Raw genomic sequence first — 26,480 nt, 5'->3', positions numbered from 1 at the left:
CGCACGTCATGCAACGGAGACAAAAATGACCACACAAGAAATACAGGTCGTCGACCTCCTCAAGGCTATCGAAACCGGCGCGACCGAACCGGTCGGCGTGATCAATCCCGAGAAGTACATCCAGCATAATCTGGCTGCGGCAGACGGCTTGAAGGGTTTTGCAGAACTCCTTGCCGCTCTTCCCAAGGGGTCGGCCAAGGTGAATACCGTGCGAGTATTCCAGGACGGCGAGTTCGTTTTCGCCCACACCGACTACGATTTCTTTGGGCCGAAGGTCGGTTTTGACATCTTTCGCTTCGAACACGGCAAGATTGTCGAACACTGGGATAATCTTCAGGATACCGCAGGTCCCAATCCAAGTGGCCACACGATGGTCGATGGACCGACCGAGGCGAAGGACCTCGACAGGACGGAAACGAACAGGACTTTGGTTGCGGCTTTCGTTGACGACATTCTCGTTAACGGCCGCATGGAGAAGCTTTCTGGCTATTTCCACGGAGACAACTACACGCAGTATAACCCACAGATCGGCGACGGCCTCTCGGGGCTGGGTGCTGCCCTAAAGGCGATGGCCGAAGCGGGCATAACCATGAAGTACGACACGGTCCACAAGGTGCTGGGCAAGGGCGATTTTGTCCTCACTGTGAGCGAAGGCAAATTCGCTGGTAAGCCGACATCGTTTTATGACCTGTTCCGGGTTCAGAACGGCAAGATCGCCGACACGATCGAACCGATCCCCGCGAAGGCTGAATGGAAAAACCAGAACGGCAAGTTCTGACAGGTGGGGGGCGGCGCCTCCGCCTGCTCGACGCCTGTTGTTGGTTACTGGCCCAACCATCTGCCCATTGCCTGGGCAGCGGTCCGTTCGGATCACCGCAAGCCTTCGTCCTGCTCCGCAAACGACCTCGGAAAACGTTCGGTGTCGTACCGTCGTACCTACCGCACCTTGCAAATATTGCGATGAACGCGGAGGTGCGGAGGTCGTGCTGTAGCCCAGTTTGTGTGAGACCGTTTGAACGGAGAGGCCGTCCGCGAGCATGGCCGCCGCACGAGAGAGGCGCAGCCGTTGCCGCCATCGTGACGCTAGTACAGAACGACTTCCAATCGTGCGAAAGCATTCTGAGACGTCAGGCGGGAGATATCGCCTGCATCATCCTCGAGCTCCAATCGTGTGCGGGGGGATCGTTTACCTCGAGCACGAATTCGTCCGTCAATTGCTCGATCTCACAAGCGAACTCGGGATGTTGCTGATCTTTGATGAGATCATCACCTTGCGCGCGACCTTCGGGGCCTGCAAAGCAATTACGGCATCGACCCCGACCTGACCATATTCGGTAAGATAATCGGGGGCGGTGCCGATCGGAGTCGTCGGCGGTCAGCGGCGCGTTTTCCAAGTTCTCGAAGGACAACCAGGTCATGATGTCGGGAACGCACCACGGCCATCCACTCGCTTGTGCCGCTGGTCTGGCGACGATGGATGTCGTGGATCGTGGTGGCTATGAGTTGTTCAACCTCATGGCACAAAAGGTGAAGGGGGAACTGAACGGTTGGGCTGCGGCGAAGGGCCACCCGTTCATCATGTTCGGGGATTTCTCGGTTCTCGGCTATGCATTTACCAAGCACGCAGGAAAGACGAATCGCACCCACAGTGACTATTTGCGCAAAATTGATGATGAAAAGATGATGATTTATGTCTTAGAGATGGCCTCTCGTGGTTATTTTCCTGTTTCATCGTGGTAAAATCGGCCTGACACTTCCAATGACGGAGCAAGACATCAGGGGATACATCGAAACCACCAAACTGTTGCGGACTGATTGAACATTTGTTGGTGATACGGGATCAGCTTTTCAACTCGTCGCCCAAGTTGGGGATACTTGTCTCTTGCTGGGCACTCGGGCTCCAGGCTCGGTTGCGATCACGCCGGTTCTGTTTGTCCGATCAATCGACGCAGGCGGGGGATAAACGATGGAGTGAGCTGCGCGCTTGCTGCCTCCTTCTACCATCCGGTGGAACCGCGTCGCGGCTGCTACGTCAACATTTTCGGTCTGCTATTGTCGACTGGGCTGGCGCAGGCGACTCCCGCGGCCGTCTTCGCGAAGGGCTCCAGCTCCGGCCTACGAGATCGAATCGATACCCGCGTAAGGGAGTCGATGGCGAGCTCTGGCAGGAGCGATTCTTCCGTTCGGCGGACACAAGCGCGCGTCGATCGGAATGATGATCGAACTCCTCGCGGGCCGATGATCGGAGACCTCACCAGCAAAGCCTCTTTGGAGATCGACAAAAGGGATGGTGGTCCGCTTCTTGGCGGATATCTGATGATTGCGATAGACGCTGACTGGTTCTCAGCTGACAAAACCAACGTCAAAGACGCGGACAACTGGCTTGAGGGTCTCGCCCGCGACAATCCAGGTGTCCGTTTGCCGTCTTCACGTCGCTATCGCGCACGCGGCAAGACTGCTCAGGAAGGCCTCAGCATCTCTCGTGAAATGCAAGCTGAGCTTTTGGCTTGCTTGCCAACCCGAAGCCCTGAGTCGGGTTCGAAGTCGGCTTGATGTGTAGCCTGCAATTGGCTTCGCTCTCTAGGACGGAGCCATCTCCAACGGGAAAACCGCTTAGGCGGGTTGTGTCGCGAAGGCCGTATAGGCCGAATAGACCAGCCACCCGCAGTCGATCGGAAGCACGACACCCGTAATGGCGGACGCAGCCGGCGAGCACAGGAAGAAGATTGCCTCGCCTACGTCAGACGGCTCGACGAAGCGCGGAATGGCTGACTTCGAAATCACCATGTCCGGATTGCGTTCGCCACGGTTGATCCGCTCCCGCATAGCGGGCGTCATGGTGTAGCCGGGGGCGACGGCATTTACGCGGACGCCTTGGGGACCGAGTTCGGCGGCCATGATCTCGGTCAACGTCACCATGCTCGCCTTGCTGACGCCGTATGCGGGTTGCGGCGACGGGCGGAATGACGTCAGCGAGCAGAGGTTGATGATCGAACCGCTACCGATCTCGGCCATCCGTTCGCCAAAAGCGCGGCCGACCAGCAAGGAGCCGCGGACGTTGATGTCGATGATCCGGTCGAATTCCGCGATCTCCATTTTTGTCACGCGAACGGCATTTTGGAGAATTCCGCCGGAATTGACCAAGGACGCGACGGGTCCGTGGCTAGACCATATTTCGTCGGCGAATTTCGTTACCGCGGCCTCGTCTGAAACATCGAGGTGGCGATAGACAACGTCAGCCCCTGATTTGACCAGTTCGGCGGCAACCGACTTGCCTTGGGTATCGTTGATATCGGCCACTACGGCCCTCCAACCCCCGGCAACGAAGCGGCGCACGGTCGCCTCCCCGATTCCGCTTGCACCGCCCGTCACGACCACCACAGGCTTGATGTTGCAAGGCTGAGAAGACGCGCTCATGGCAAAACCCTTTTTCTTTTTTTGAGAGATGACGGGACCTGGCCGACATAAGGAGCGCAGCGTTCGATCCCGATGCGGACGGTCTCTTCGCCCGGCCTCGTCCACCAATCGAGTTCTGAAAAGATCTCGAGTTCGAAAACGCCTGCATAGCCGATGTCGTCCAACCAGCCTCGTATCCGCGGAATGTCGACCACGCCATCGCCGACCATGCCGCGATCGCGCATGTTGCGGGTGGGCACCAGCCAATCGCAGTAGTGGAAGGTAAGGATGCGCTTCGGACCAGCCCGACGCAGCTCCCGCTCGAAAGCGCTATCCCACCAACAATGATAGACGTCGGGGACAAGCCCTGCCGCCTCGTCGCCGAGTTCGTCGCAAAGGTCATTAGCTTCCCTGATGGAATTCAGCACCGATCGATCGCCGGCATACATCGGGTGAAGCGGCTCCAGGCCGAGTTTCACCCCAACTGAACGTGCGTGGGGCGCCAAGGTGTGCAGCGCGTCGCGTACCCTCGATCTCTGGCCTGCGATATCCTTGGAGTTCTTGGGCAGCCCTCCCACTACCATGACGACGCAAGGCGCGCCGATCGCCGCGGCGTTGTCGAGGATGCGTCGATTCTCGTCGATCGCAGCCTCGAAATCGGCCTCGGTGTCGGCGTTGAGCCAGGCACTGGTACAGAGCGACGCTACCCATAAGCCCGCATCGCGCAGGTGACGGGCAGTCTGTTGAACGCCATATTCGTCGAGATACTGGCGCCAGCAGGCTATTCCCCCGACGCCCTGCTTCGCGTAGCCGTCGATGGCTTCGGCCATCGACCATTTGTAGGTCGTTATCTGATTGATGGCGAAACGCGAAAGGTCAGCCATTTGCGGCTCCTTCAACTGGGACGACGCCATAGTGCTTTGCGGCGTATTCCGGCGTGATCTTTCCATCGTGCAGGTCGGCTTCCACCGCTGCCATGCTCCGCTCTTCAGGTGGGCCGTAGCCTCCGGCTCCGGCCTGCTCATGGCGGATCACCGTACCAGCGTGGACGGTGCGCGTTACCTTTCCCGGTAGTTCCTCTCGCCCACTGCTGTCCGGGTTCAGGATGTTGCGCGAGTTGGAGCCCGGCTTGCCGCCAAACAGGCCATACGGAGCGTGGTCTGTACGGTCGGCACGGACCTGCAGGATAGCTTCATCCGCAAGCAATCTGTACTGACGTGTAAGTCCCAGACCGCCCCGGTACTTTCCGGCTCCACAGGAATCGGCCCGCAGCGAGTATTCTTCCATGCGGATGGGGTAACGCGCTTCCAGGGTCTCGATAGGGAGGTTCGACATGTTTTGGGAGGGATTGGTCACCCCTTCGATGCCGTCCTGGTTGAATCGGCCGCCCCAGGCTCCGTTGATCATGTCGACCAGCACGAACGGCTGTCGGTCGGCGTCGTACCCGCCGATCGCGATCACGGTGTTGCCGCCTTCGCCAGCCGCCATCATTCGCTTCGGCGCGATCTGCGCGAGTGCGCCCATGACCGTGTCGACAACGCGGTAGCCAGTGAGAGCTCGCGCTGCGACGGGCGCAGGCATAAGCGGGTTGAGGATGGAACCCTCTGGCGCAGTCACGTCGATGCAGCGGTAGACGCCGGCGTTGTTGGGGACTTCGGCCTCAAGGGCGCAGCGAACGCTGAGGTAAGTCGCCGACTTGACGAATGACAAGGTCGAGTTGATCGCGCCGCGCACCTGGGGCGATGAACCGTCGAAATCGACCGCGAGATGGTCGCCCTTGACGGTGATCCGGCATTTGATCGGGATCGGCGCCAGATCGAAGCCGTCACCGTCTATGTAGTCGGTGAACTCGTAGTCTCCGTCTGGCCAACTGCTGATCGCGTTCCTCGTGAGCTTCTCGCCATAGTCGATGAGCTCGTCGAGATAGATGTTGAAGTCGTCGGCGCCGTATCGGTTGAACAGCTTCAACAGCTCGCGCTCGCCGATGTTGCACGTGGCGTATTGAGCCTCGAGGTCGCCGATCACCAGATCGGGTAGGCGGACATTCTTTTCGATGATAGTCAGAAGCGTGCGGTTCGGAACGCCGCGGTCGTAGAGCTTCATCGGCGCGATGCGGATGCCTTCCTGGAAGATCTCGGTGGAGTCGCTCGCATTGGACCCAGGAACGCGTCCTCCCACGTCGCAGTGATGAGCGACGACGATCGAGAAGCCCTGCAGTTCGTCTCGATGGAAGATCGGCTTGAACATGAAGATGTCTGGAAGGTGCATTCCCCCTTGGTAGGGGTCGTTGAGGACCACCACGTCTCCGGGATGCAGGTCACCCTTGAACTTCGCGAGGACCACTTCCATGGCATCCGGCACCGCCCCGAGGTGAAGGGCGACGGTCTTGGCCTGGGACATGATGCGCCCCTGTCGGTCGCACATTGTCACCGAGTAATCGAGCACGTCGCGCACGATCGGTGAGCGGGCTGTGCGCATCACAGCGTAGGCCATGTCGTCGACGATGGTGTCGAGTGCGCTCTTGATCACCGCGAAGGTGATGGGGTCGATTTTTCTTTCGTTCTTCGGAAAAGTCATGACGCGGGCTCCCATCCGTTCAGAGTGTGACGACGACATTGCCAGCGTCATCCAGCGCGGCACTAGCTTCGGGCGGGACGACGATCGTGGTGTCCACGCTCTGCAGGATCACGGGTCCAGAAATCGAGTCGCGCAATGCCGATCGATCGATCACCGGAGTGTCGATCCATCCGCTCTCGCGGCTGAAGTAGACGCGGCGGCAATTGGCCGCGGCATTTGCCGTGACGAGCTGCTCCGACTTGAGCGCGGTGAAGTCGAGGCTCTCTGCGCTTATCCCGCGGGCCCTAAGCCGCAGGTTTACGATGTCGACATCATCCGATGACGCGTACCCGTACATGGATCGATAAGCCCTCAGGAACGCCTCTCGGGTCGCCACGGGGTCGAAGGCCGTTGTATCGTCCAGCCCGATCTGCAGCTCGGAGTCCTGGCCTCTGTAGCGGAGGTCGAGTTCGAACTCCCACCCGATCTGATCGGCGCTATAGCCTTCCTCCGCCAGCGCCTCGGTCGCCTCCGCCTTCAGCCGCTCCACTGCCTCGGCGACGTTCCCCGGCTTGGCCTCATGCAGTGCGCCGGGCATGCTCTCGATCAAATAGCGTTCGACGGAGCCTGCAAGCATACCCATGGCGGTGAACACACCAGGGGCCCGCGGGAACAGCACGCGACGAATGCCGAGAGTGCGAGCGAGGTCGCATGCGTGAACGGGGCCCGACCCGCCGAAAGCAAGCAGCGTAAAATCGCGAGGATCGACGCCGCGCTCGACCGTAACAGCGCGAATGGCGCGAGCCATGTTGACGTTGACGATCTCACGGATACCGATCGCCGCCTCTTCGACGGTAAGGCCAAGCTGATCGCCGATATCACGGCGGATCGCCCCACGCGCGTCCTCTACATCGAGCTTGAGGCTGCCGCCGGCGAGCGTGTCGGGCAAGAACCCCAGCGCGACGTTAGCGTCGGTAACAGTCGGCCGTTCGCCTCCCTTGCCGTAGCAGGCGGGCCCCGGAAACGCACCGGCGGAGACAGGCCCGACATGCAGGAGGTTGCCGGAGTCCAGCCAGGCGATGGATCCTGCCCCGCTACCCACTTCCGCCACGTCGACAGTGGGCACGCGCATCAGATAGCCGCCGGCTTTGATGAACCGGCTGGGGGTCGAGATCCCCGCCCGAAACTCGTATTCGTTCGTGCGGGTAAGCTGGCCTTCGTGGATCAAGGACGCAGAGGCAGTGGTGCCGCCCATGTCGAACACCACCAGATCCTGCTCGCCGATCGAGCTTGCTAGGCGTCCGCCGCCGACGACGCCCGCCGAGCGGCCCGACGAGATGAAGAAGACTGGCTTCTCCTGCGCTAGCGCGGCCGTCGAGAGCCCCCCGTTCGAGTTGGACACCAGCAGCGGCGCCTTCACGCCTAGCCCGCGGAGGCCGTTCTCGAGACTGGTAAGATACCGCCGGAGCGCCGGTAAAACGTAGGCATTGACCGCCGTGGTCGACGTCCGCTCGTATTCACGGATCTCAGGCAGCACTGTGACGGATGCGGTGACCCAGATGGATGGGAAGGCTTTGCTGAACGCCTCCAGCGCGTTCCTCTCGTTTTCCGGATTCCGGTACGAGTTGAGAAAGCAGATCGCTACCGACTCGATGCCCTCGGCCTCGAAGTCGCGGCCGATCGCGATCACGTCTTCCACGTCCACGGGCTTCAGGATTTCGCCCGAGGCACTGACGCGTTCGTCGACTTCACGACGGTAGCGACGGGTGACCAGCGGTTCGGCCTTGGTCCAAGTGAGGTCGAACATCGAAGGCGTTCGCACGCGGCCGATCTCCAGAACGTCTCGAAAACCCTTGGTCGTGATCAGTCCGGTCTTGGCCCCGGCCTTCTGGAGTAGGGTGTTGGAGCCCACGGTGGTACCGTGGAGAACTTCCGTGACCGCACTTACGCCCAGGCCTGCCTGCTCGAGGATGAGCTGCGTGCCCGTCAGCACCGCGTCTTCTGGCGCCGCAGGGGTCGAAGACACCTTCGTGAAAAAGGTTTGTCCCTCACTGTCCAAAAGGACCAGGTCTGTAAAGGTGCCGCCGATGTCCACTCCAATCCGGCCATGCCTCATAGAACCATTCCTCCACAATAAGTCGATCTCATGTCGACAAAAGATATGCAGAAAAAACCTTACTCTGTCAACGTGAGTCTTGTTCAACTCGTGTCGACGTTGGTGGCAGTCGGGCGGAGCACTGCCGGGTCACTTGGCGTAAAAGCCGCCGTCGCCCTGGAGGGAATCGCGCCGGGGACTCTAGAATGGTCGCCGCGTTGGCGCGGCACTGCCGCTGCGGCCCACCAGGAAGTCGAAATCCAGACCTTTGTCTGCCTGCAGCACGTGATCGACGAACAGGCGCTCATAACCGCGTTTCGGGTTAGCTATCCCCGTGGGTTTGTCCGAACGGCGGCGCTCCAATTCATCTTCCGGTACCTCGAGGGTCAGCGACCCGGCTGTCACGTCAAGCGAGATCATGTCGCCATCGCGCACCAGCGAGAGCGGCCCGCCGATCGATGACTCCGGAGCCACGTGAAGAACGACCGTTCCATATGCGGTGCCACTCATGCGTCCGTCCGACACCCGGACCATGTCTGTCACGCCCTTGGCCAGCAAATGGGCAGGCAGGCGGATGTTGCCGAGTTCCGGCATCCCGGGATATCCCCTCGGACCGATACCCTTGAGCACCAGCACGCAGGTCTCGTCTATGTTCAAGGCCGGATCGTCAATTCGCTTGTCGAGGTCTTCTACCGACTCGAACACGACTGCGCGTCCGGTGTGCTTCAGCAAGTTCGGGCTGGCGGCCGACGGCTTGATCACCGCGCCACTGGGGGCAAGGTTTCCCTTGAGGACGCGAAGCGCGTTTTGCGGTTTGACAGGCCTGTCAAAGGGCGCGATGATCTCCTCGTCGAGCGTCGTCGCATCGCCAATGTCCTCGCGCAGCGACCTTCCGCTGACGGTAATCGCATCCAGATTCAGACGCTCGCCGAGCGAAGCTATGAGGGCAGGCAGTCCGCCCGCCGAGTAAAATTCCTCCACCAGGAACTTGCCATTGGGCACGATGTTGGCGAGGAGCGGGATCGAGCGGCAGTTCTCTTCGAAGTCCTCCAAGGTCAGCGGGATTTCAAGTCGGCCCGCCAAGGCAGTCAGATGGATGATCGCGTTGGTGCTGCCGCCGAGCGCAGCATTGACTCGGATTGCATTCTCCAGGGCGCGGCGGTCCACGACCTTTGAGAAGGTCAGATCTTCCCTCACCATCTCCACGATCCGGCGCCCCGACAGCTGTGCCGAGCCTTTGCGGCGTCCGTCTACCGCAGGGATAGCTGCCGATCCTGACAGGCTCAGGCCAAGCGCTTCCGCCAGGCATCCCATCGTCGTAGCAGTACCCATCGTGTTGCAATGGCCGTTGCTGCGCGACATTCCGTATTCGGAGTCCAGGAAAGCCTGCTTGGTCATCCGGCCCGCCTTGTACTCGCCATGCATCCGGAAGATGTCGGAGCCAGACCCGACCTGTCGTACGCCGACCTTGCCGTTGATCATGCCGCCACCGTGAACCACGATGGTGGGAAGATCGACGCTTGCGGCGCCCATCATGTAAGCGGGGGCGGTATTGTCGCAACCTGTGAGGAGCACGACGCCATCGAGGGGATTGGCGCGCAGGGTCGCTTCGAGCTCCATGCTCATCATGTTTCGAAACAGCATACCGCTCGGACGCATGATCGAGTCGCCGATAGACATCGTCGAGAAGATCAATGGGAAGCCGCCCGCCTCAAGAACGCCTTTCGCGACCCATTCCGCGAGGCCAGTCAGATGGGCATTGCAAGGGACCAGGTCGGAAGCCGAGTTGGCGATGCCGATCACTGGCTTGCCCTCGAACATGTCAGGCAGCGCACCTCGCGCCTTGAGGTGCGTCCGATGCTCGTAGCCAGTATTGTCGATGCGCTTGAACCAAGCTTCGCTACGCAGGGGGGGCTTCTCGCTAGCCATGACACTCTCCATCCCGCAGGGCCTGATCCGTAATGCGCGGCCGGAGGATTGGCCCTCTTTTCCTACCGGCTAAGTAACGTCTGAGAATTCCGCAATGCGGCAGCACCGCCGGGCGCTGCCGCATTGCCAGCCATTATTTGCCTTGGGAGGCCAGCTTGTCGACGTAGCCCTGCGCGATCTTGTCGATCTCGCCGATCGCGTTCTTCTCGGTGATGAAGTAGTTTAGGGCCTGGATGTCGGCGTAAGACGCGGAGCGGCGCAGACCGAAAGCGATGCCCTGCTTCGAGATCGCGGGGTTCGGCAAGAGCGTGGCCCAACGGTCCTTTGCAGTGGCCGCGAAGAGCGCGTTGCTGTCGCCGTCGTCCATTAGGATGTCGCCGCGATGCGAGGAGAGGGCGAGGCGGGTCGCGTCAATGTCGGGCAGCCGGAGGATCGTGGCGTTCTTGATCTGCGGCGTCAGCGTGCCGTCGATCGAAGTGCCCGACATGATGATGATCGTCGTCCCTGCCTTGTCGAGATCGGCTAGCGACTTCGGAGGCGTCGCGAACTTCGGGTTGGCTTTGTCATAGATGCCGCTGACCTGAAACTGGACGACAGGCTCGCTAAAGGCGATGGCCATGCCGCGCTTGGGGTTCTGGTTCAGGGCCATCGACATGTCCCAGCGGTTCGCCTGCAGGCCGGCTACGATGTTGTCCCAGGATGTCTCCACCATCTGCGCCTTCACGCCGAGGACATCGGCGAACTGCTTGCAAAGGTCGACGAACGTGCCGCTGAACTCCCCGGTTTGCGGATCGCGGATAACGTGAGGCGGCGCCACCGCGGCACCGCAGCGAAGCGTGCCGCTCTTCTGGATATCCTGCCAGTAGCCGGATTCGGAATCTGCCTTGGCGACAGACATCGCAGTTCCCGCGATGAACGCCGCGGCCATGATCGACTTAACGAGGTTCCCAATTTTCATTTCGCTACTCCCATTCTTTCGGCTGTTAGGTTGGTCTGCTGTTAGGGTAATTGGTCGGCTTGCAACATCGGTTGCCAGGTTGACGCGCCTCCTTTCTGCTCTTTGCAAGAGTGGACATTCCTTCCGGGCGCCGGTGCATCGGGCCTGCCCGGGCCGCTCCAATTGGCCTTAACGACGGCCGAAGAAGCGGCGGTTTTCCAAGCGTTCGCTATGACCGTGCCGAGCCTTATTTGCGAGCGGAAGGCTCATCCGTCAGCGCTCCGCCGATCGCCCAGTCGCTCCGATCGACATCTGCAAACACTACGTGCACTGCTTCAGGCTTGCAGTTCGCTATGCGAGCCATCTCGCGCGTAAACACTTCTGCCAGCTCTCGTTTCTGTTCCCGGCTGCGGCCAGCAAGCATTTCAATGCGCACGTTGGGCATCGCTTTCTCTCCCCGAGGGGCCGCAGCGCAAGGCGCTGTTCGCCTTATGCATATCTATTGTCGACAAACTATAGACATTAGGTCGCCGATGTCAATGGCATATTCGGCAGCGCGCAATCGTAGGAAGGGCAGCCTTTGGCCAAATGCCTTGGTTCCCCGTGCATTTAGTCCTTGCTGAATTTCGAAAGCGCGTCGACATTCCGCATGCAATATGTAGAATGAGGAGGTGATGTTTGACTTACGCGCTTCGGACAACGTGGTAGTTTGGCGACGCCTGGCCCGAGCAAAATCAAAGGCTTAGAATATGGATCAGAGCGTTCGCGGCAAGCGCAGCACCAAAGGAGCGCATGCCAAGGAGACGACTGCGAACGGCACTACTGATGACGGGCCGAAGAAGGAAACCGGCAGCAGCCGCGTCTACCTGCAGCTCCGCCAAGACATTCTGCGGGTTAAGATAAATCCTGGGGCAGCCTTGGATGAGGTCCGGCTTAGCGAGCGGTTCAACCTTTCTCGTTCGCCAATTCGTGAGGCGCTTGTGCGTCTTTCCAGCGAGGGCCTTGTTCAAATCTTGCCCAACCGAAGCACGATCGTCGCGCCGCTCGATATACAGGCGATACCCGATTTTCTCGACGCGCTCGACCTATTGCAGCGTGTCACCCATCGTTCAGCGGCTCATTTCCGAACCGAGAAAGACATCGAAACGTTGGTCGCCACCCAGCGGGGTTACGAAGAGGCCGCGGGGGTCAGCCTGGAGACCGGGGACTCGCTGCCGATGATTGAGGCCAACTATGCGTTCCACATGGCGGTCTCGCGGGCCGGACGAAACAGATATTTCACGGCTGCCTACCAGCGTCTTTTGGATGAGGGGCGCCGGATCCTCCACTTCCATTTCGAGTTCGAGCGACGAGGCACCACGGTCGAGAAACTGGCCCAAGGACACACGGACATCGTTGAGGCCATTGTCAGGCGCGATGCCGATGCAGCCGAACAGGCTGCACATCTCCACGCCGAACAGTTCAGAGGCCGCTTCGTTCAATACCTGAATCGCAGCGTCGCATCGGAAATGCGTCTCGCCAGAGAAGGCGACTAGCTGCAGCGTTTCTTCTCCTGGCGGCCGCCGATGCAGCCGCCAGCCGATTGATCCGCCTAGGCGTTGGCTCCGCAGGCCGCCGTTGCCATGATTTCAACCGTGAAATCAGGCGAACCCAATCGAGCTTCCACGCATGCTCGCGCCGGCGTGTTTCCCTTGGAGACCCAAGCGTCCCAAACAGCGTTCATTTCGTTGAACGTCGCAATGTCGGCCAGCCAGACGGTGGCCGAAAGGAGGCGGTCCTTCGAGGTTCCGATCTCCGCGAGCAAAGCATCAATGCGCGCAAGGATATCGAGCGTCTGCTCGTGAACCGAAGCGCCGCGGGCTCCGTGGGCAACCTGTCCGGCCAGGAAGGCAATTCCGTTGCAAATCACCGCTTGGCTCATGCGGGTGCCGATTTGATGGCGGGTGATGGGCATGACGAATCCTTTTTTTGGCCGGGGACAATCTCGGTGTTGTCGGTTCTCGCGGGAGCCTGTTCAGCGAAAATCAGGTGGCTAGACGCTCATCCGGAAAAGCAGACGCCTCTCAAGGACGTTCACCAGGCGGGTGAGAGTCCAGCCGATGACGAAATAGATGAGAGCAGCCGTGGTCAGAACCTCCACGGGTCTCGCGGTGATGTTCGATATGTTTTGAGCCGTATACATCAGCTCCACCACCCCGACGGCCGAGACGAGTGCGCTCTCCTTGAACAGGCTCACGAGGTTCGACATCAAGTTCGGAATCGCCCGGATGACGGCTTGCGGCGCCACGACAAACGTCGCCTGCGTAAATGCCGAAAGCCCCAGCGCCTTACAGGCGTCGTACTGGTCGCGGCCGATCGACTTCAACGCCGACCGAAAGGATTCGCTGGTGATTGCCGATGTGAAAAGCGTCAGGGCGATGAACGACGACAGGAAAGGTCCAAACTCCACGCCGAAAAGTAACGGAAAACAGAAGAATACCCAGAACAGCGTGATGAGGACGGGCGTTCCGCGCAAAATCTCGACGTACAGGGACGACAACCAACGGATTGGAACGAGGCTGGATTGCCTTCCAAGGCTGATCACGAAACCAAACAAGAGGCTCGCCAGCCCGCACAGGGCCGTCAGCTCGATCGAGTAGAGCAGGCCTCGGAGAAGTGCGTCGCGGTAAGTGACAAGGACGGAAAAATCCAGATCAGCCATTGCCGTCAAACCCTGCTCTGACGTTCGCTGCGGTGTTCGAAATATGCGGCTAGCCGGCCGAACGGCACGGCGATGACCAGGTAGAACGCCGCGAGAAACGTGAAGGTCTCAATCGGACGGTAGGTTTGCGTCGAGAGGAGTTTGCCCTGGTACATGAGGTCTGCGACGCCCACGAGCGCGACGAGCGAGCTCTGCTGGAAAATGCCGATCGCGTTGGTGATGAGCACAGGTGTCGCTGTCCGAAACGCTTGAGGCAAGATTACGTGGAAGATCCGTGTCCACGGATTTAGGCCAAGCGCGACGCAGGCATCCTTCTGCGCGCTAGGTATCGACTGGATTGCTGCGCGAAATGCCTCGCCGTTGAATGCCGTCTGGTTCATGCCCAGGATCAGGATGCCCATAAATACCGGCGACCAGAAAACATTGAACAGCATCGGAATGCAAAAGAAGAACCAAACGACCTGGACGAGCACCGGAGTGCACCGGAAAAAGTCTATGTACAGCCGGGCTATCCAGCGGACAGGCGCGATCGGCGCGTTCGCAAGGAACGCAAGCAGGAACCCGGCGACAAGCCCGATCACGTTCGCCCATAGCGTCAGCTGGAGCGTAACTACCAATCCTTGGACCAGCATCGGCCAGCTGTTGATCACATAGAAGAAATCGATGTTTTGCATGGTCGCCGTCTCCTTCAGTCGGCGTGCAAGACATTGTGAATGAAATCCCGCACCCTCGACGTCTTCGGAGAGGCAAAGAATTCTTCTGGCGGCGCGTCTTCCGCGATGACCCCGCCGGCGCAGAATATCACGCGTGTCGCGATCTTCTTCGCGAACCACATGTCGTGCGTGACGATCATCATCGGCATGCCGCCGTCGGCGAGTTCGGTGATCATGGCGATGACCTCGTTGACCAGTTCGGGGTCAAGAGCCGAGGTAACCTCGTCGAAGAGCATAAGCTTGGGATCCAACATCAGTGCGCGCGCGATCGCCACGCGCTGCTTCTGGCCACCAGAAAGGGCAGCCGGAAACGCCTTCGCTTTGGACTCGAGCCCGAAGCGCCGCAGCAGTTCGATAGCGCGCGCCTCGGCCTTTTCCCGATTGACGCCTCGAGACCTGATTGGGGCGAGCGTGAGGTTCCCGAGCACCGTCAGGTGAGGGAATAGCGTGTAGCTCTGAAACACCATGCCGATCTGCTTTTGGATGTCAGCGCTGATCTGCGTCTTGCGGGGTCCGCCGACGATGTACTTGGCGCCATCGATCGAAATGTTCCCGCCCTGGATCTGTTCCAGGCCCATGAGGCAGCGTAGAAGCGTGCTCTTGCCGCCGCCGCTTGGCCCGATCACCAGGATCCGGTCGCGGCGATTCATGTTCAGGTCGAGACCGTCGAGCACCTTGAGCGCCCCGTAGTTCTTCTGCAGGCCACGAACCGATACGAATGGTTGATCGCTCACTTGCAACTCCCAGCCTAGTCCCGACACGCGGGATGTTTTCGGAAGCAACTTTGATCGCTCCCGACCATTTCCCCGGCCGCTTTGAACAGCGGCCTTTCTTATGCGCCTGGCAAGTGCCAAGCAGGTACTCAGAGGGTTACCGACTTAATGTCTTCATTATGTCGACAAAGTCAAGAGCTTTGTGATGCTTGCTTGAAGATCGCTCAGAACAGCGCCTTCCACGCTGTCCACCGTAGCTTTCACGCGTCAACGTGCGGCACAAAGCCAGCGACCGCGCGTGCGCGCCCGCTGGCCAGCCCGTCCCCTCGCGTTGAAAAATTAGTCGGTAATAATGCGCAACGCTGGCCCCGCCGGACGGCGAAATCGCGGTCGAATGCCTGACGATCAAAGTCCGCTGGGTCGGTCCCAGAGGTTCAGCGATGTCCCAAGTCCCTTCTTTTGAGCGGTCTTATACAGCTCGAAACCCCAGCTTATGTCGAAGACAGCCATCCCGCACGCGATGAAGATCACGCGATCCTTCTTGCCCCGGCGGCCGGGCTTCTTGCCGTTGACCACGTCGCCCAGGCCAGTCGAGTCTTTGAGCGCCGGGAGCTTGCCGGCGTCGATCAGCCGATAGAACGGCCCACCGATCACGTTGCTGTAATAGGCGTCCTTGTTGCCGGAGCCGATAGCGTCCTCGACATAGGCTTCCTGCAGCGGGGTATGGTCGTAGACGATTCCACATTTAGTCAGGAACGACTCGTCCGCATTGACCGGGCCTGAGACCAGCAGGGTGGCCCCCTCCTTGATCCATTCGTCCTTGAAATGGAGTGGCTTGAGCCGCGAAGCCGCGATGGTGATGACGTCGGCGCCGCGGAAGCCTGCTTCGGCGTCGTCAACGCCCACCGCCTCAACTCCGTACTTCTCGGCTGCCCAACTGGCGAACTCGTTCGCCTTGTCAAGGAACAGGTCGAAGCAAACGACCTTTTTGACGTTGGAGAGCTGCGTCATGACGCCTGTGAAGCAGGCCTTGTTAATCGGGCCGCAACCGATCACGGAGACGGTCTCTGCGTCCTTGTTCGCGAGATGCTTCGCCGCGACGCCTGGCACGGCCCCGGTTCTTGCGGCGCTGAGGAGATTGGCCGACATCAGCGCGAGCGGGGCGCCTGTGTCTTTGTCGTTGAGCATCATGGTAAGGATCGACCGCGGCAATCCCTTTTCGGCGTTGGCGTGGTTCGATCCGTACCACTTGTTGCCACAGACATCGAAGCGCCCGCCGAGGTAACCAGGCATCGCCGCGAAGCGACGGTCCGGTCCGGCGACGGGCATGTTGGGAAACTCCGACGTCTTCGGGAAGACGATGTTCATCCCGTGATTGTTGTGATTTGCTCCGCCCATCAAATAGTCGCCTTTGCCGAGGAGGGCGAAGGTCTCTTCGCAAACCTCGACGCAGCGTTTTGCATCCAGGACGCCGGCTTCGATCATGTCGGGTTCAGAGAGGTAGAGGAAGTCGATTTTCGGATACATCTGGGCGACCCTTGTTTAGGTGAGTGAAGACTGTTCATGCGGCCGATGCGTCGCGGCCAAAACGCAGCAAGTTCGATATGTCGTAGAGGTGGCAGCCCGGGCTGCGCGCGTTTGCGCGCATCAGGAAATTCAACTTCTCGATACGCTCCCCCGAACGCGGCGCGCCATTCTTCTGGAACGGAACCTGCAGGCCCACGGAGAAGTCCATGACGACATCGTCGACGACCCCGCCGGACCGTCCTGACGGAACTGCGATTATTCCGTGCTTCTGGGCCAAGTAGTAGGCGTCCAGTGCCTCGGTGACCGTGCCTACCTGGTTGGGCTTCAGGACGAAACCGCCGATGGCGCGAGTTTCAAAGGCCTTCTGCAGCAGGCCGGCGTTGGTGACCGTCAGATCGTCACCAAGGATGATGGTCCGCGGAATCTCCTGGACCGCCTTTGGAAAGCCAGACCAATCATTCTCATCGAGCAGGTCTTCGATGAAGACGAGATCGAATGTTTCGGTCAGCGACCTGGCATATGCGATCAACTCGTCGGAGCTGATCCGCTTGCCCTTCAGCAAATAAGTCCGCGTCTGCGCATCGTATATTTCGCTCGAGGCGCAATCGAGAGCAAACGCGATCCGGCCAGTGTACCCGCAGGCATCGATCGCCTGTTGCATGAGTCCCAGGACTACCGCCGGATCGTCTGACGGGGCCGCGTAGCCATATGAGCTTGCGACGTGTGGCTTGTGACCGAGGTAGCTGGTCAGCACTTCGCCAAGTTTGCGGAAAACGGCCACGGCCATCTCGATTGCGAAGTCGACGCTGTCGGTGCCATACGGAACGATCAGAAATTCGTTGAACGCTTGCGTCAGTTGCTCGTAGCGGCCGCCGTTGACGATGTTGAAGCAAGGCACTGGCACGGTCTGGATGTTGCCGCCGGCGATGTAGTCGTAAAGAGGCACGTTTAGCGCGGCTGCCGCAGCGCGGAACGTCGCGATCGACACCGAATAGATGGTATTGCCCCCGAGGTTCCGCTTGTTCGGCGTGCCATCGAGTTGGATCATTCTGTGGTCGATCGCGCGCTGGTCGAAGACATTCATCCCCAATAAGGCCGGACCGATCACGTCGGTGGCTTTGTGCACCGCCTTGTGGACGCTGAGCCCCTCGTAGGTGGAAGGGTCGCCGTCGCGCAGGACGAAGGACTCGTGCATTCCCACCGAGGTACCGGTTGGCGCCGCGCCACGGCCGATCGCGCCACTTTCGGTGCAGACCTCGACTTCGACGGCGGGGCGGCACTTGCAGTCGATGATCTGCTGCGCCCTTACGGACGCAATCCCGTCTTGTCTATCGCTGGCCATGCTTCAAATCCGGAACGTAAAGGATGTTTAGGTCGCATAGGTTGGTGCCCGTGTTGCCCGTGAAGACCGTGGACTGAATGGCGTCGAGCGCCTCGAAGCAGCTATGCTCGCGCAATGCCTGATAGAGGTTGATGCCTTTGCCCTTCGCGGCCTTCAGGCAACTGGAGTCGGTGATGCCGCCGGCGACTTTAGTGGTGCCGTCCGTGCCTTCGCTGTCGATCGACAACAGGCAGGCGCCTGGGCTCTTGTCGGCTGCGATGGCGAAGCCCACAGCCATTTCCTGGCCTGGCCCGCCGTGCCCGTTGATCACGCTATCGTCCAGGATCTGCGTCGTGACTTCCCCGGAGCTCAGCAGCACGCAGGGAGCCCTCACGGGGTTTCCATACGTTTGAATCTCCCGGGCCAGGGAGGCGAAAAATGTGCCGGCGTCGCGGCTTTCACCCTCAAGGAAAGACGTTACGATGATGGCCGGAATCCCCATCTCCTCGCAGATCTCCTTGGCGTAGATGCAGGAGTCGGGCAGCGTGTTGAGAAGGAAGTACGTATTGTCCGGAAAGGCCTTGGGCGTCTCCGCTTCCGGTCCGGCGTTCATCAAGTAGTCGAAAACGCTTTTCGGCATGCGATCGGATAGATTGCGGTTGACGATCGTCGCGCGGGCATCGTCCAACGTCGTCGGATCGGGGCCCATCGGCGTGCTTTTGTAAGCGGTATAGGGAACGGCAACGTCGCCCGTCGCAGGCGACCCGACGCCGTCGCTGATGCCAAACCCAATCAGTTCAGCTCCGACGTCTTGGATGCGCTTTGCCAGCATGCCGCCGTTCAGAGCCGAGATGTGGCGACGCACGGCGTTGATCTCGAAGATGCCGGCACCCGACTTCAGCAGGACATTGGTTGCGTCTATTTCGTCCTGCAGCGAAATTCCGTCCCGGGGACAGGACATCAAGGCCGAGCTGCCGCCACTGATGACCACGATGAACAGATCGTCCGGGCCTGAGTGATCGATGATTTCGATCATCTTTCTCGACGCGCGAAGGCCTTCCTCGTTTGGAAGAGGATGCCCTCCTACGAACACTTCGGTTTTGTTGAAGCGGTCGGTCTCCTCCGCAACTTTCACGATCGCGATTCCGTGCGTCAGATGGTCGCCCAGCACGTGATCAACCGCCATGGCCATGTGGTTGCAGGCTTTCCCGGCGCCAAACAGGTACACGTTGCGCTTAAGCGACAGGTCCCAAGACCGCACGCCGATATGAAGCGTGTCGCCCTCCAGACGCATTAGCGTGCGGATGCGCTGGTAGCTGTCGAGCCGCTCGAGAGTGCGGTTGGCAATCTCCGCGACTATCCTTCGCGACGCAATCTCACCCCGTGACAGGATCTCTTCGAGGTTGCGAATTTTCGACATTGAGAACTCGGCTTTGGTTCGGTTAACGGGCGGCCGCTTGCACGTTGCGAGCTGCCGTAGCCGAGAGGACTAATGCCTCACTTATTGTCGATTGTCAAACAATCAATTGACCGACGATTGATTTTTGGATAGTCGAGAATCTGCGCCTGTCTAACCGGGGCATGGAATGTTATGTTGGAATCGACTGCTGCGCTGTCGGCAGCGTCGCGGCCATCTCGGCGCAGGGCTAGCCCTGATGGGTGGAACTCGTGAGGTCCCTCGGAGCGTCGCTCACCGGTCGTTTCCAAAAACCAGCGTGCGGGCTCGCAATTGGGGGCGCTTATGGATTCAGGCTCGGCATTCTCCGTGAAGAAAGTGCAGAAGCGCAGCACTGAAGCCCAGGCAGCCGATAGGCTGCGCGAGGCAATACTGGAGGGCGACATACCTCTTGGGTCGAGGCTCACCGAGATATTGATGTCCGAGCAGGTCGGAGTGTCGCGCGGCACGATTCGCACCGCCTTCCACCAGCTAGTGCAGGAAGGCCTTCTCGTGCAGGTGCCCTACACCGGATGGACCGTCATGACACTGAGTTCACACGATGCTTGGGAGCTCTATACCTTGAGAGCCAGCCTGGAGGCACTGGCTAGCCGGCTGGTCGCTCTACGTGTGAGGAACAACGATCCTGATGGGCGAGTGGCGGCAGCGCTGAGATCGGCTTACGAACGATTGAAGGCCGCCTGTGCAAAGCGCAACAATCATAGAGCCATCGCGCAGGAAGACATGAACCTTCATAAGTCGATCGTGGCCTTGGCCCAACATGGGCGACTGCGGGACCAGTATTCCCTGATCGAACATCAGGCCCGCATATACATTCGGTCCAGTGACGAGCTAGTCCAAGACCCGGCCGACATCCTTTCGCAGCACGCTCCGATCATCGACACGCTGCTCCGTGGCGATGAGAAGAGCGCTGTTGAAGCCGCCGCGGCTCACAATGAGCGGGAGGGCACCATTCTGTTTGAGCATTTGAAAAGGCTTGAACTGCAGGCGCGAGAAGCTGCTAGCCTCAAGTAGGTCGAGGGCGGACCAACTTAATGACCCGATCCGAGCGGCCATGAAGGACGCTGACCTTGACTCGCGACAGGATCGCTTCCCGAGTCTACCGACTCCGCAGGATCGAGATGACTAACGGGTGCCGAGCAGGAAAATGTGAATCCTGCGAGTTACGCATTCTTGGCGGGGAGTGCATGCACCGGATAGACTTCAGTCACGCCGGCAACGTGTCATGCTTTTCTTGCCAGGCCACGCCAACAGCGGACGTTGTTATTGAAGCCTGACAATGCGTCGTGTCGTAGCGAGGACCGGTATGGTCCTCTATTGCTATTGGACTATTGGCGCTCACTGGGGCGGTAATTTTGACGCCGACCAGGCGCTTTTTCGGCGATGATGGCGGCGGCTCTCATTGCCGGATCGCCCGGTATGCCGCGGAGGTTGCCTACGGTGCCCCTGGTCATATCCGAAGCCGATCCACGGCCTGTTAGCCCGCTGGTCACTTCATCCTCGATTCGGGCAACCGTCCCCTCGCGGCGCAGACGGTTAACCGCCTATATTCCGACCACGACAGCGCCTCCGCTGAGCCCGGCGCCCGCCGCCGCCAGCAGTAGTTTCTCGCCCGGCCGAAACGGCTCAGCCTGATTGGCGAGCGACAGCGACAGCGGGATCGTCGCGGCGGACGAGTTGCCGTAGTCGGTGATCGTCTTGACGACTGCATGGTCGGCAATGCCGAGGTTCCTGCCGACCGCGTCGAAAATCCGGGCGTTAGCCTGATGCGGCACGAACCGGTCGATGTCTTGCGGCTCTATTCGGGCTGCAGTGAGCGCGTCCCGCGAGCAGGCTGTCATCATCTCGACCGCCTTGGCGAACACCTCGCGGCCGTCGGTGATGGTCATCCGGGTCTCAGCGAGGTCGAGGTCGGCGTGGAAGGGCTTGTTGCTTCCGCCCGCCGGAATCTGGATCAGTCCGTAGCGAGAGCCGTCGGAATCCACCGATGCGCCGAGGATGCCCCGGTCGGGATCCTCGCAGGGACCGATCACCACGGCGCCGGCGGCGTCGGCGAACAGCACCGCGCTGGCGCGCTCGGCCGGGTTGATACGGCGGCTGAGGATGTTGGCGGCAATGACCAGGCTCGCCTTGCCGTGCAGGCGGGTGAAGCCGTCCGCGAACATCAGCGCATAGATGAAGCCGGCGCAGGCGCCGGTGAGATCGATCGCGCCGGCGCGGCCGAGCCCGAGCCGATGCGCGACCAGCGGCGCGCTCGGCGGCAAGAGGTGATCGGGCGTCGAGGTGGCAAGCAACAACAGGCCGATATCGCTCCGGTCGGTGCCGGCATCGGCCAGCGCCATGTCGCCGGCTTGCGTGGCAAGGCCCGACAGCGTGTCTCCTTCCGTGGCCCAGAAGCGCGACCGTATCCCGGTGCGCCGCTCGATCCAGCCGGGCTCGAGCCCGAGACGGTTTTCGATCTCCGGGTTCTCGACCTTGCGCGCCGGCGCATGATGGCCGAACCCGAGGATGCGCGACGATCGGCTCAATGCTTCGCGCCGAAGCGTTCGCCGGCCTCCTCAATGGCGTGATAGAGACCATCCAGCTCCTCGCCGGTGATGCAGTAGGGCGGCAGGAGATACAGCACATTGCCGAGCGGACGCACGAGCAGTCCGCGCTCGAGGAAAAAAGCGCGCAGCTTCGGCCCGATCTCGGCCAGATAGCCGGCGGAGCCGGTGCGCAGATCGAGGGCCGCAATCGTGCCGGTAACCCGGCTGTCAGTGAAGCGAGGGTTGTCGCGAAAACGCCGAAGCCCAGCAGCCTGTTTTGCTCCCAGGGCCGCGACCCGCTCAGCCACCGGCTCGTCATGCCAGATCTCGACATTGGCGAGTGCCGCCGCGCAGGCGATCGGATTGGCGGTGTAGGAACTCGAGTGGAAGAAGGTCTTCTTGCGGTCCGTCGAATAGTGGGCCTGGAAAATGGCATCGGTCGCAAGCGTTGCGGCCAGCGGGACAACGCCGCCCGTCAGCCCCTTCGAGGTGCACAGTATGTCCGGAGAGATCGCTGCCTGCTCACAGCCGAACATGGTCCCGGTGCGACCCCAGCCGGTCATCACTTCGTCGGCTATCAACAGCGTGCCGGAGGCCTGTGCGATCTTTTTCAACTCGGCCAGAACCCAGGCCGGATACATCAGCATGCCGCCGGCGCCGAGCACCAGCGGCTCGACGATCAGCGCGGCCGCGCGCCGGTCGCGACAGCGGCCTCGAACCGATCGAGCGTCTCCTGCTCTCGCCCGGTGGCCGGGAACGGGATGGTGTCGACCTCGAACAGCAGCGGCTCGTAGGCAGCGTTGAACACGCCGCGGGCGCCGACGCTCATCGTGCCGATCGTGTCGCCATGATAGCTGTGCTCCATGACGACGATGCGCGAGCGCGGCGCGTCGATGTTGCGGAAATAGCCGAGCGCCATCTTCAGCGCGACCTCGACGGAGGTTGAGCCGCTGTCGGAGTAGAACACCCAGTCGAGGCCGGGCGGCGCGAGGCCGACAAGCGCCTTGGCCAGCCGTTCGGCCGGCTCGTGGGTGAAGCCGGCGAAGATGATCTGGTCGAGGCTCGCAGCGGCCGTCTCGATCGCCTTGACGATGCGGGGATGGCGGTGGCCGTGGGTGACGACCCACCAGGAAGAAATGGCATCCAGGATGCGCGTGCCGTCGGCCTTGGGGAGGTAGGCGCCTTCGGTCCGGACGATCTCGGGGATGGCGAACTCGAGCGCGTGCTGCGTGAAGGGATGCCACACACTGGACTGCGACATCATTCGCCTCCCGCGATCGCTGTGAGGTCGAAGCCGGCAATCATCGCTTCCCGCAGCGTCCCACTCGTCAGCGGATCGAGCAGCGGCAGCCTGCCAAGCTGGCGAACGCCGCTGAATTCCACGATTGTTCTTTGCGTATCGGCCACCTCGTCGCCGATGAACGCAATGCCGATGAGCGGGATGGAACGGGCCCTGAGCGCCTCGATCGACAAGAGGGTGTGGTTGATCGTGCCGAGCTTGGTACGGGCGCACAGGATGACCGGTACCCGCCACTGAGCGAATATGTCGATGAACTTGGTGCGCCGGTTGAGCGGCACCATCAGTCCGCCGGCACCTTCGATGACGATCGGGCCCGGCAGGTCCGGAAGCGACAGCTCTGCGACGTCTATCGCGACGCCGTCGAGTTCGGCTGAACGATGTGGCGACAGCGGCTCCTTCAGCCGATAGACTTCGGGCAGCACGCGCCCCGGCGGCAGGCCGGCGAGCCGTTCCACGACCTGGCTGTCGGTTTCGCCGTCGAGGCCCGATTGCACCGGCTTCCAGTAGAAGCCGTCGAGCAGGCCGGCCAATCCCGCCGAAAACACCGTCTTGCCGATGCCGGTATCGGTTCCGGTGATGACGATGCGCTTGGTCATGCCGAGGCCAACACCTCGACGAGCGCCTCGACCATGGCCGAAATGTCGGCTTCCTCGACGTTGAGCGTCAGCGAGATGCGCAGGCGCGACGTGCCCTCGGGAACCGTCGGCGGGCGAATGCCGCGTATGTCGAAACCGCGGGCCTGCAGCGCCGCCGACACCGCCATGGTGCGCCTGTTGTCGCCGATGACGAAGGGCTGGATCTGCGAGCCGCTAGGGGCCACGCCGCAGCGCTCGGCCAATCGGCGGCCCGCGAAGGCAACGCGGTCCTGCAGCTGGGCACGGCGTTGGGGCTCGTCGGACAGCAATGCAATCGCCTCGCGCGCTGCCACGGCCATCAGCGGCGAAGGGGCGGTGGAATAGATGAAGGGCCGGCAGCGGTTGACGAGATAGTCGCACAGCAGTCCCGGCCGGGTGACGAGCGCACCGGCCGCGCCGAGCGCCTTGCCGCAGTGTGGAGCGCGACGATGTTGTCGCGACCCTCGAAAGCGGCGGCAAGGCCGCGGCCGTCGGGCCCCCAGACGCCGGTGGCATGCGCCTCGTCGAGGACGATGAAGGCCTCGTGCCGGTCGGCAAGCGCGACCAGGTCCTCCATCGGCGCGCGGTCGCCGTCCATGCTGTAGAGGCTTTCGACCACGATCCAGACGCGCCCGGTGCCGCCTTCGGCGCGCCAGCGCGTGATTGCATCCTCGAAGGCATCGACGTCGTTGTGCACGGCGAGCTTGAACTCGGCGCGGCCAGCGCGGGCCCCCTCATGCATGCTGGCATGAGCCAATTCGTCGAGGACCAAAAGGTCACCCTTCTGCGGCAGGGCGGTCAGCAGGGCGAAATTGGCGATGTAGCCGGTGCCGAAGAACAGCGCGCGGTCGGCTCTGAAGAACGCCGCCGCGTCCGCCTCCAGTGCCTCGTGTTCCGGCGCGTTGCCGCGCAGCAGCCGAGATCCGGTCGCGCCGACCGGGGTGCCCCGCGCGATCGCCGCCGTAACCGCGTCGCCAAGCCTTCTCGAGGCGGCGAGGCCGAGGTAGTCGTTCGACGAGAAATCGAGACCGGAGCGCGGCGACAGTGTCCGCAACCGGTCCTTGCGCGCCAGTCCCTGCAAGGTCGCGTCATAGCGGGCAAGCGGTGCCCCGTTCATAGCGCCTCGAGTTCCATAGGCTCGATGCCGAGGCGGCGGAACAGCAGGCTATCCTTGTCCTCGCCGGGATTGTCCGCAGTCAGCAGCGTGTCGCCGACGAAGATCGAGTTGGCGCCGGCAAAGAAGCACAGCGCTTGCATCTCGTCGGTCATGGCGGTGCGCCCGGCCGAAAGCCGAACATGCGATTTCGGCATCATGATGCGCGCCAGCGCGATCACGCGCACGAACACGATCGGCTCGATCGGCCTGGCATCGGCAAGCGGGGTGCCGGCGATCGGGATGAGGATGTTGATCGGCACGCTTTCTGGATGTTTCGGCAGGTTGGCCAATGTCACCAGCATGTCGATCCGGTCCACCGGCTCTTCACCCATCCCGACAATGCCGCCGCAGCAGACCTTGATGCCGCTGTCGCGGACATTGGCCAGTGTGTCCAGCCGGTCGGCAAACGTCCGGGTCGAGATGATCTCTGAGTAGTAGCGCTCGGAGGTGTCGAGTTGTGGTTGTAGTAGTCGAGGCCGGCCTCCTTCAGCCGCTGCGCCTGGCCGAGGTCGAGCATGCCGAGCGTCATGCAGGTCTCCATGCCCAGCGCCTTGACGCCCTCGACCATCGCCACGACCGCATCCATGTCGCGCCCCTTGGGATTTCGCCAGGCGGCGCCCATGCAATAGCGGGTGGCGCCGGCGTCGCGTGCCTTGGTCGCCTCGGCGATGACGCGCCTGACCTCCATCAGCTTCGACGCCTTCAACCCGCTTTCGTGGTGCGCCGACTGGCTGCAATAGCCGCAATCCTCCGGACAGCCGCCCGTCTTGATGCTGAGAAGCCGGCTGAGCTGGACCTTGTTTGGATCGAAGTTCTGGCGGTGAATGGTCTGCGCCTGGAAGAGGAGGTCGTTGAAGGGCAAGTCGTGGATGGCCTGGGCCACCTCTCGGGTCCATTGAGGCGATGTCATGTTGAACGGCCCAACGGCTGCGTTCAGGCAGAGTTCCGCGTTCATGCCACATCCATTTTCAAAGTTTAGGCGTCAGCCGCGAGAGAACAAGCATGGAAGCCTGTCATGATCTGCCCACCAGTGCCGGCACGGGGAGAGCGTTGCGGGCCTCATCGAGTATGGAAAAGCTGTAGCCCCCCTCGGCATTGCTCTCGACCGAATAGGTCAATCGGTCAACAATGCGATTGTCCTTGTCGAACGTTAGCACACGCGGCTTGAGCGCGGTCAGCTTTGCCTCGTCGAGATAGGCGGAGTTGCAGATGATGACCTGATCGCCTGGCTGGCACGTACGCGCCGCGGCGCCGTTGAGGATGCAGCAACGCGATCCACGTTCGCCGAGGATGACATAGGTCGAGATCCGTGCGCCCGAATTCTTGTTCCAGATCTCCACGAATTCCATCGGCAGGATGCCTGCCTCCTCGCAATGGTCCGGATCGAGCGTGATCGAGCCATGGTAGTCGAGATTGGCCTCGGTGACGTAGATGCCGTGCAGCTTGCCGGCGACGATTTTACGCATGCCTCTCCTCCAAACAGTCTCTTCCACGTCGCATACCTTCTGGGGTGCAGGCGGCGATGGTTGCCTTCGATC

At 61.1% G+C, this 26,480-nt stretch carries 22 protein-coding genes and 3 pseudogenes; 5 read left to right on the top strand and 20 right to left on the bottom strand.

What is annotated here, in order from left to right:
* Positions 1 to 25 precede the first annotated feature (25 nt).
* The 3 genes from P9228_RS21985 (at position 26) to P9228_RS21975 (ending at position 2,553) form a co-directional block, all read left to right on the top strand.
* Complete coding sequence (locus P9228_RS21985) at positions 26 to 778, top strand: nuclear transport factor 2 family protein (RefSeq protein WP_278055562.1); 753 nt, start codon at positions 26 to 28, stop codon at positions 776 to 778.
* A gap of 638 nt (positions 779 to 1,416) precedes the next feature.
* A complete protein-coding gene (locus P9228_RS21980; protein WP_278055560.1) occupies positions 1,417 to 1,740 on the top strand; it encodes a hypothetical protein in 324 nt (107 codons plus the stop codon).
* A 498-nt stretch (positions 1,741 to 2,238) separates the two neighbouring features.
* A complete protein-coding gene (locus P9228_RS21975; RefSeq protein WP_278055558.1) occupies positions 2,239 to 2,553 on the top strand; it encodes a hypothetical protein in 315 nt (104 codons plus the stop codon).
* Positions 2,554 to 2,613: 60 nt separating this feature from the next.
* Here P9228_RS21975 and P9228_RS21970 read toward each other — a convergent pair whose 3' ends face one another.
* The 7 genes from P9228_RS21970 to P9228_RS21940 form a co-directional block, all read right to left on the bottom strand.
* Positions 2,614 to 3,417 carry an SDR family oxidoreductase gene (locus P9228_RS21970; protein ID WP_278055556.1) on the bottom strand — a complete coding sequence of 268 codons (804 nt, stop codon included), beginning with the start codon at positions 3,415 to 3,417 and terminating at the stop codon, positions 2,614 to 2,616.
* Positions 3,414 to 4,280, bottom strand: a complete 867-nt coding sequence (locus P9228_RS21965) for a sugar phosphate isomerase/epimerase family protein (RefSeq protein ID WP_278055555.1) — start codon at positions 4,278 to 4,280, stop codon at positions 3,414 to 3,416. The genes P9228_RS21970 and P9228_RS21965 overlap by 4 nt, the downstream gene beginning before the upstream one ends.
* Positions 4,273 to 5,973, bottom strand: coding sequence for a hydantoinase B/oxoprolinase family protein (locus tag P9228_RS21960; RefSeq protein ID WP_278055553.1), 1,701 nt, complete (start codon positions 5,971 to 5,973; stop codon positions 4,273 to 4,275). Before P9228_RS21960 ends, P9228_RS21965 begins: the two co-directional genes overlap by 8 nt.
* A 19-nt stretch (positions 5,974 to 5,992) precedes the next feature.
* The gene (locus P9228_RS21955; protein ID WP_336618916.1) at positions 5,993 to 8,047 is read right to left on the bottom strand and encodes a hydantoinase/oxoprolinase family protein; all 2,055 of its coding nucleotides are present in this window, start codon (positions 8,045 to 8,047) and stop codon (positions 5,993 to 5,995) included.
* 201 nt (positions 8,048 to 8,248) lie between these two features.
* A complete protein-coding gene (locus P9228_RS21950) occupies positions 8,249 to 9,976 on the bottom strand; it encodes a dihydroxy-acid dehydratase (RefSeq protein ID WP_278055549.1) in 1,728 nt (575 codons plus the stop codon).
* Positions 9,977 to 10,109: 133 nt separating this feature from the next.
* Positions 10,110 to 10,934 (bottom strand): transporter substrate-binding domain-containing protein, encoded by an 825-nt coding sequence (locus P9228_RS21945; RefSeq protein ID WP_278055547.1) that lies wholly within the window; start codon positions 10,932 to 10,934, stop codon positions 10,110 to 10,112.
* Between the two features lie 226 nt (positions 10,935 to 11,160).
* Positions 11,161 to 11,358 carry a tautomerase family protein gene (locus tag P9228_RS21940; protein ID WP_278055546.1) on the bottom strand — a complete coding sequence of 66 codons (198 nt, stop codon included), beginning with the start codon at positions 11,356 to 11,358 and terminating at the stop codon, positions 11,161 to 11,163.
* Between the two features lie 304 nt (positions 11,359 to 11,662).
* Between P9228_RS21940 and P9228_RS21935 the strand changes: the two genes are divergently transcribed.
* A complete protein-coding gene (locus P9228_RS21935) occupies positions 11,663 to 12,448 on the top strand; it encodes a GntR family transcriptional regulator (protein ID WP_278055544.1) in 786 nt (261 codons plus the stop codon).
* A gap of 56 nt (positions 12,449 to 12,504) precedes the next feature.
* Here the strand turns inward: P9228_RS21935 and P9228_RS21930 are convergent, their stop codons facing one another.
* From P9228_RS21930 to P9228_RS21900, 7 genes are all read right to left on the bottom strand, one after another.
* A complete protein-coding gene (locus P9228_RS21930) occupies positions 12,505 to 12,867 on the bottom strand; it encodes a RidA family protein (RefSeq protein ID WP_278055543.1) in 363 nt (120 codons plus the stop codon).
* 78 nt (positions 12,868 to 12,945) lie between these two features.
* Positions 12,946 to 13,614 carry an amino acid ABC transporter permease gene (locus P9228_RS21925; RefSeq protein WP_278055542.1) on the bottom strand — a complete coding sequence of 223 codons (669 nt, stop codon included), beginning with the start codon at positions 13,612 to 13,614 and terminating at the stop codon, positions 12,946 to 12,948.
* Between the two features lie 5 nt (positions 13,615 to 13,619).
* The gene (locus tag P9228_RS21920) at positions 13,620 to 14,288 is read right to left on the bottom strand and encodes an amino acid ABC transporter permease (RefSeq protein ID WP_278055541.1); all 669 of its coding nucleotides are present in this window, start codon (positions 14,286 to 14,288) and stop codon (positions 13,620 to 13,622) included.
* Positions 14,289 to 14,302: 14 nt separating this feature from the next.
* Positions 14,303 to 15,061, bottom strand: coding sequence for an amino acid ABC transporter ATP-binding protein (locus P9228_RS21915; protein ID WP_278055840.1), 759 nt, complete (start codon positions 15,059 to 15,061; stop codon positions 14,303 to 14,305).
* A gap of 384 nt (positions 15,062 to 15,445) precedes the next feature.
* Entirely contained in the window at positions 15,446 to 16,567 is a 1,122-nt protein-coding gene (locus P9228_RS21910) for a tyramine oxidase subunit B (protein ID WP_278055540.1), read from the bottom strand.
* A gap of 34 nt (positions 16,568 to 16,601) precedes the next feature.
* A complete protein-coding gene (locus P9228_RS21905) occupies positions 16,602 to 17,909 on the bottom strand; it encodes an enolase (protein WP_278055539.1) in 1,308 nt (435 codons plus the stop codon).
* Positions 17,896 to 19,308: a DUF4147 domain-containing protein gene (locus P9228_RS21900; protein WP_278055538.1), complete on the bottom strand. Its 1,413-nt coding sequence runs from the start codon at positions 19,306 to 19,308 to the stop codon at positions 17,896 to 17,898. Before P9228_RS21900 ends, P9228_RS21905 begins: the two co-directional genes overlap by 14 nt.
* Before the next feature lie 321 nt (positions 19,309 to 19,629).
* Here P9228_RS21900 and P9228_RS21895 point away from each other — a divergent pair, with 321 nt between their 5' ends.
* Positions 19,630 to 20,358 (top strand): GntR family transcriptional regulator, encoded by a 729-nt coding sequence (locus tag P9228_RS21895; protein ID WP_278055537.1) that lies wholly within the window; start codon positions 19,630 to 19,632, stop codon positions 20,356 to 20,358.
* 530 nt (positions 20,359 to 20,888) lie between these two features.
* Here P9228_RS21895 and P9228_RS21890 read toward each other — a convergent pair.
* The 6 genes and pseudogenes from P9228_RS21890 to panD form a co-directional block, all read right to left on the bottom strand.
* Complete coding sequence (locus P9228_RS21890) at positions 20,889 to 21,872, bottom strand: beta-ketoacyl-ACP synthase III (protein WP_278055536.1); 984 nt, start codon at positions 21,870 to 21,872, stop codon at positions 20,889 to 20,891.
* Positions 21,869 to 23,133: pseudogene (locus P9228_RS21885) on the bottom strand (adenosylmethionine--8-amino-7-oxononanoate transaminase). Before P9228_RS21885 ends, P9228_RS21890 begins: the two are co-directional and overlap by 4 nt.
* Positions 23,133 to 23,768, bottom strand: coding sequence for a dethiobiotin synthase (gene bioD, locus P9228_RS21880; protein WP_278055535.1), 636 nt, complete (start codon positions 23,766 to 23,768; stop codon positions 23,133 to 23,135). Before bioD ends, P9228_RS21885 begins: the two are co-directional and overlap by 1 nt.
* A pseudogene (locus P9228_RS21875) lies at positions 23,765 to 24,903 on the bottom strand (8-amino-7-oxononanoate synthase). The gene bioD and the pseudogene P9228_RS21875 overlap by 4 nt, the downstream one beginning before the upstream one ends.
* A pseudogene (gene bioB / locus P9228_RS21870) lies at positions 24,900 to 25,897 on the bottom strand (biotin synthase BioB). Before bioB ends, P9228_RS21875 begins: the two co-directional pseudogenes overlap by 4 nt.
* Before the next feature lie 58 nt (positions 25,898 to 25,955).
* Entirely contained in the window at positions 25,956 to 26,408 is a 453-nt protein-coding gene (panD, locus tag P9228_RS21865) for an aspartate 1-decarboxylase (protein ID WP_199651266.1), read from the bottom strand.
* Positions 26,409 to 26,480 lie beyond the last annotated feature (72 nt).

The sequence above is a fragment of the Mesorhizobium sp. WSM4898 genome, from assembly GCF_029625845.1.
Taxonomy (GTDB): domain Bacteria; phylum Pseudomonadota; class Alphaproteobacteria; order Rhizobiales; family Rhizobiaceae; genus Mesorhizobium.
This window is presented reverse-complemented; position numbering and strand designations above follow the sequence as displayed.